This window comes from Candidatus Anoxymicrobium japonicum, assembly GCA_002843005.1.
In the GTDB taxonomy this organism is placed as follows: Bacteria; Actinomycetota; Geothermincolia; order Fen-727; family Anoxymicrobiaceae; genus Anoxymicrobium; species Anoxymicrobium japonicum.
Genome location: PHEX01000101.1, coordinates 1 through 3,597 on the forward strand (window position 1 = coordinate 1; position 3,597 = coordinate 3,597).

General features: G+C 57.1%; 5 protein-coding genes. All 5 read left to right on the top strand.

What is annotated here, in order from left to right:
• Positions 1-226, top strand: a 226-nt coding sequence (locus CVT63_08015; protein ID PKQ27431.1) for a hypothetical protein, incomplete at its 5' end; no start/stop codon positions are given.
• Positions 192-746: a fumarate hydratase gene (locus CVT63_08020; GenBank protein PKQ27432.1), complete on the top strand. Its 555-nt coding sequence runs from the start codon at positions 192-194 to the stop codon at positions 744-746. The genes CVT63_08015 and CVT63_08020, both read left to right, overlap by 35 nt.
• A gap of 167 nt (positions 747-913) precedes the next feature.
• Complete coding sequence (locus CVT63_08025) at positions 914-1,528, top strand: dTMP kinase (protein ID PKQ27435.1); 615 nt, start codon at positions 914-916, stop codon at positions 1,526-1,528.
• Positions 1,525-2,670, top strand: coding sequence for a DNA polymerase III subunit delta' (gene holB, locus CVT63_08030; GenBank protein PKQ27433.1), 1,146 nt, complete (start codon positions 1,525-1,527; stop codon positions 2,668-2,670). Before CVT63_08025 ends, holB begins: the two co-directional genes overlap by 4 nt.
• Positions 2,663-3,463, top strand: a complete 801-nt coding sequence (locus CVT63_08035; GenBank protein ID PKQ27434.1) for a stage 0 sporulation protein — start codon at positions 2,663-2,665, stop codon at positions 3,461-3,463. The genes holB and CVT63_08035 overlap by 8 nt, the downstream gene beginning before the upstream one ends.
• The last annotated feature ends 134 nt before the right edge of the window (positions 3,464-3,597 follow it).

A 3,597-nucleotide genomic window follows, 5' to 3' on the forward strand; every position in this document is an offset into this window, starting at 1 on the left:
GGCCTTGTTCGCGAAGTGGATTTTCTCTCATGGCGGCAAGCCCGTCAGCAAAACGCTCAATCTGGGGTTTTTCAGCAAGAGTTTTTATCCCTCGATGCTTGCGTTGATAGTGGGAGCGATTGTGGTAGTCGCAGGTGGCGTATTATTCAAAAAGCCGTTCAACGAGTATTTCGACAACGCGCAAAAAGGAGATGAACTGGTTGAAGAAACTGGAGATCCCGCTTGACATGGGCGCTCCGGGCGATCTCCGCGCCGGTGAGGACGTGTTGCTTTACGGCTACGCCCTCACAATGAGGGACGCTGTGCTCGGGCGGCTCGAGGCGCTGGTGGACGCGGGGGAAAAACCTCCGTTTGAAGTTTGTGGTCAGCTCATTTTCCACGCGGCGCCGACCCCGCCGGCGGCAGGGCGCGCGACCGGGGCGATAGGGCCTACGACGTCCACGCGCATGGATCGCTTCCTCGGAATGTTGTTTGAGCTCGGCGTGAGGGCGACTCTCGGCAAGGGCCGAAGATCCGAGGACGCCCGCCTCCTGCACGAAGCGTACGGCGCGGTGTACTTCGCCTCGCCGGGTGGGATCGCGGCTCTGTTCGGTGGAATGGTCGAGAGCATGACGCAAGTCGCCTGGGAGGATCTCGGGCCTGAGGTCGTATACCGCGTGAAACTTGCGGGTCTTCCGGCGCTTGTGGCGATAGACGCGCGCGGCGAAGACCACCTGGCGAAGCAGTACAAAATCTATAAAATGTGACACAGGCATTCTTGCCTGTGTCTCGCCCTTGGCCCTTCTGTCGTATCTGATGTACAAAGTTTCTTGAAAACGCATAAAATGGTTTGACCCCATTATGCGTTTGGTCAAGAAAAGGGAGAAGTGTGGACAGCGTAGACGTTACGGGCAACGACAGCGCGCATCAGGAATTGCCAGGCAAATTCATCACTTTCGAGGGCTGTGAAGGCTCTGGAAAGACGACACAGGCGCAACTGCTCACGGAGCACCTGCTTGATGAGGGCAAGGACGCGGTGCTGTGCCGCCAGCCGGGCGGCACACCGCTGGGGGAGAGGATTCGCGAGATACTCCTTGACCCCAAATGCTCTGACATGGCCCCTGTTGTGGAGGCACTGCTTTTTACGGCCGATCGGGCCCAGCAGGTCATCCAGGTCATCCGGCCAGCCCTTGTGGAGGGCAGGATAGTTATCGCGGACCGTTTTATAGATAGCTCGCTTGCCTACCAGGGGGTAGGAAGAGGCTGTGGCCTCGAGGCTGTCAAGAACCTCAACGAATGGGCGTGTGGCGACATCGAGCCGGATCTCACTATATTCCTGGATTTGAAGGTGCGCAAAGGCTTGAGCAGGGTGGCTTCACGGGGACTCGATCGTATTGAGCAGGAGTCTATGGAGTTCCACGAGAACGTGCGCCACGCGTACAGCATGCTCATGAAGATATTCCCGTATCGTTATGTGTCTGTTGACGCGCTCGGTACACCGCAGAAGGTTCATGCCCGCGTTCTCAAACACGTCAAAAAGATCACCTGACGAAAGGTTGTTGTCAGTTGCTATGGGATGAGATAGCCGGTCACAAGACAGTGTGCTCGAGCTTGCGTAGAGCCGTCGAGCAAGGAAATGTCAATCACGCCTATATGTTCGCCGGGCCCTCAGGCGTGGGCAAGTTCATTGTCGCCAGGACTTTTGCCGCGTCTATTCTCTGTTCAAAGGGAGACTGTGGCGCCTGTAACGTTTGCCGCCGCGTGATGGAGGAGAAGCATCCTGACGTAACTGTTGTTCGGCCTGAGGGCAAGAACATCCGGATTGAGACGATCAGGAGTATCCGCATGGATGCTTTCAAGAAACCTGTCGAGTCGGATCACAAGATCTACATAATCAAGAACGCCGAGCGCATGTGGGAAGAAGGCGCGTCCACCTTGCTCAAGGTTATCGAGGAACCGCCTGACAACGTGATTTTCATACTGGTGACGACAAACGTTGGAGGTGTGCTGCCTACGATCCGGTCGCGCTGCCAGGAGATAAGGTTCTCAAACGTGCCGGCGGATGAGCTCAAGGCTTACCTCATGGAGAAAAAGGATATCAGCCCCGAGAGAGCCGACCTCGTGGCGCGGCTCACAGGCGGGGTGCTCGGCAGGGCGCTTGATTGGTGCGACGAACCGTGGAGGCTCACACGGCGTGATGATGTGATCAGGTGCGCACAAGCGCTTCGCAGGGTCGACCTCAACCAGGCTTTAGTCCTCGCCCGGGAGCTATACCGCGACGTGCGCGCTCCCACAGATGAACTCTCCGTCGCGTACCAGGACAAGAAGAGCATGCTCACTGATGGGACGCTGGATGGCGCTACGGCCAGAAGGATTTCGAAGGAACTCGATGACGAATGCAAGCGCGAGCAGGTCAAGGAGGAGATTCGAGGGGTCAAGGAACTCTTCTCGACGTTAGCATGGTGGTATCGTGATATCCTGTTATACGGACAGGGTGCGCGCGCGGCTCTTCTGATCAATCGCGATCTTGAGCGGGAGATCGCGGAGGAAGCGGACGCGCTTTCACCCGTCAACCTTCTGAAGTGCATTGAGATTCTTGGAGACAGTATGAGAGCAGCCGAGCAAAACGTCCCGGCGCAATTGAACATAGAGAGCGCTCTCTTCGGGCTGCAGGAGGCGCTTTATGTCTAAGACTGTAGGCGTGTCATTCCGTCCCGGAGGCAAGGTGTACCTGTACGATCCCGAAGAGCTTCCGCTGGCGCCCGGCGATGAGGTAATAGTGCCTGTGACGCGCGGAGTCGGCTACGGACGGGTGGTGACTCCGGTAAAGCAGGTCGCTGACGAGGGTTGCGATAAACGGCTCAAGAAGGTTTTGCGGCGCGCCAGCGCGGGGGACAAGGAGCGTCAGAAGGAGAACGTCAAAAATAAGCGGGAAGCGTACCGGACTGCTCGGAAGCTGATTCACGAACATGGACTTCACATGAAACTGGTGGACATGGAGTACGGCTTCGACGGCGCCAGCATAGTCTTCTACTTCACCGCGGGGGATCGCGTGGACTTTCGCGATCTTGTTAGAGAACTCACAACGACTCTCAATGCGCGAATAGAGCTTCGCCAGGTGGGAGTACGCGACGAAGCGAAGAGGATTGGCGGCCTTGGCCCGTGCGGGCGCGATCTCTGCTGCAGCCTGTTTTTGTCCGACTTCAACCCCGTCTCGATAAAGATGGCGAAAGAACAGAATCTGTCGCTGAACCCTTCCAAGATCAGTGGCGTCTGCGGTCGGCTCATGTGCTGTTTGAAGTACGAAGCCGCGGCTTATGAGGAGTTTAATCGGAGAGCCCCCTCGATTGGCGCTACGGTAGCGGTAGAAGACGGAACAGGTAGAGTTGTTGGCTACCACGTGCCGATGGGCCTCGTTGTGGTCGAGATCGAAGCTGGCAAGCGAGTGAACGTGTCGCTTAAAGATTTCGAATCGCGGGAGTAGCCAGCAGTAACGGCTTCCGTGAAAAACATACGCAGCGCCAACTGAGAAGGTGGGATTCGAACCACCCCACGCGCCGCTCGGCGCACGGTGTTTCAGCTTTGACACCACGCCATCAGACTCAGTATTACAGCGGA